This window comes from uncultured Campylobacter sp. (assembly GCF_938045625.1).
GTDB lineage: Bacteria > Campylobacterota > Campylobacteria > Campylobacterales > Campylobacteraceae > Campylobacter_A.
Window position 1 is genome coordinate 1 of sequence record NZ_CALIAV010000001.1, and the last position, 1,730, is coordinate 1,730.

The 1,730-nt window shown below is 42.0% G+C and carries 3 protein-coding genes; all 3 read left to right on the plus strand.

Going from position 1 to position 1,730, the window contains the following annotated elements; translation table 11 throughout:
• On the plus strand, positions 1 to 237 hold a 237-nt coding region (locus tag Q0386_RS00005; protein ID WP_299025291.1), incomplete at its 5' end, for a threonine/serine exporter family protein.
• The gene (locus tag Q0386_RS00010) at positions 230 to 757 is read left to right on the plus strand and encodes a threonine/serine exporter family protein (protein WP_299025294.1); all 528 of its coding nucleotides are present in this window, start codon (positions 230 to 232) and stop codon (positions 755 to 757) included. The genes Q0386_RS00005 and Q0386_RS00010, both read left to right, overlap by 8 nt.
• 277 nt (positions 758 to 1,034) lie before the next feature.
• Positions 1,035 to 1,730 (plus strand): cell surface protein (locus Q0386_RS00015; RefSeq protein ID WP_299025297.1); only part of this gene is annotated, 696 nt, incomplete at its 3' end.

A 1,730-nucleotide genomic window follows, 5' to 3' on the forward strand; every position in this document is an offset into this window, starting at 1 on the left:
ATCGCCTATCTTGGCGTATTTTACGGCTTTACGCACACTAGCGACGTGGCGATTGGCTCGTCGATACTTTTTTTGATGCCGGGCGTTTTTCTCATAAACTCGGTCTTTGATATCATAAACGACAACACGCTAGTGGGTATCAGCAGAGCCGTGAGCACGGGCATCTTGATACTTTGCATAGCGGTGGGCGTTTATATCACGCTCTCGCTTAGTAGCGCGGAGATTTTACATGTTTGAGCTTTTGACCGATACGCTCATAGACGGCGCTTTTGCTGCGGTGGCGGGGCTTGGTTTTGCTTATGCTAGCTCGCCACCAAAAAGAGCTCTCGCCTTTTGCGCGCTGCTTGCCGCGTTTGCGCACGCTAGCCGCTTTTGGATCATGCAGATGGGATTTTTTAACATCAGCGTAGCCACCCTTATCGTCTCATTTTTAAGCGGGATTTTAGGTATGCTCTTTGCTAAACGACTAAAAGTGCCTGCCGAGATCATCGCGTTTCCCGCGCTTTTGCCGATGGTGCCCGGAGTTTACGCGTATAAAGGCATCTTGGCGCTATTTTCATTTTTAAACGAGCCTGATATCGCTAAGAAAAATGAATACCTAATCATATTTTTCGATAACGCGATCACGACCACGACGGTCTCGCTAGCGCTTGGAGTGGGCGTTTCGGTGGTGCTTATTTTGTTTTACGATCAGTCCTTGATGATAACTAGAGGCGCTAAATGCGATCTGGCGACGAAAAAGCCCAGCGAAAAGTAAATTTTGTGTGGTATCTTTTAAGCGTCTTTAGATGAGCTAGAAAATTTTGCCCTGTGATAGACTACATGCCAGTCTTGGGACAAAATTTTCGTCGCAACATTTAAATCCATCTTAAAATACTTCCGCTAATTGATCTGTTAAAATTTGGCAGTCCGTCAAATTTGGATCAAATTTAGCTCTCGAAACGGGGCTAAATTTGATAGCCTTTCTTATCTTTACCCTAAATTTTTTCTCAAATTTGCCGATATAGCTTAAAACTCGTTTTAAAGGATTGAAAATGATAAGTGGCTCAAATTTAAACATTTCTACGGCAAATTTCAAGTCAAATTTAACTCCTGTAGATAAAACCGCTAAAACGAATTTGGCGAACGAGCAAATGCAAGCTTCAAAAAGCAAAGAAGAAATCCAAAAAGAGCTGCAAGAATACAGAAGTAAAACCATCATAGAAATCGTAAAAGATGCTATCGAGATAGACGAAAGCGACGAAAACTGGATAACAAAGACGATTGATAAGATAGACGGCATATTATCCAAAAAATATACGGCCGAAGAGCTACGCTATATAGGACAAAAAGAGCCTGAGAGCAAAGAAGACGTCATCGACTCTACTCTACAAACCTATATGTGGATGCTAATGAGTAACTCCAGAGATGGTAAACCGACGATTTGGGGCAAAATTTTAGGATTTGGAACTAAGCAGGAGCAAGAGGAACTAAACGCATTTAGAGACTCTTTGCCAGAAGGAGCCGCCATGAGTGACTTTGGAGATAGTTTAATGCATAGAGCCGACATTAGTATAGAAGATTTTAAAAAACTCTATGCGGAAGACGTCGAAAAGACTATGAAAGCTCGCAAAGAGATGAATGAGCAAATGCGCAAAGAACTCGAAGAATACAACGAAAATTTAGCTAAGCAAAATAGGGAAAAGAAATTTAAGCCTATCCAAGCCACTAGCAAAAGCAAAACCTACGAG

What these genes read in the sequence shown, in the direction of transcription:
- Q0386_RS00010 (WP_299025294.1), top strand. Translation starts at nt 230, where the DNA reads ATGTTTGAGCTTTTGACCGATACGCTCATAGACGGCGCTTTTGCTGCG.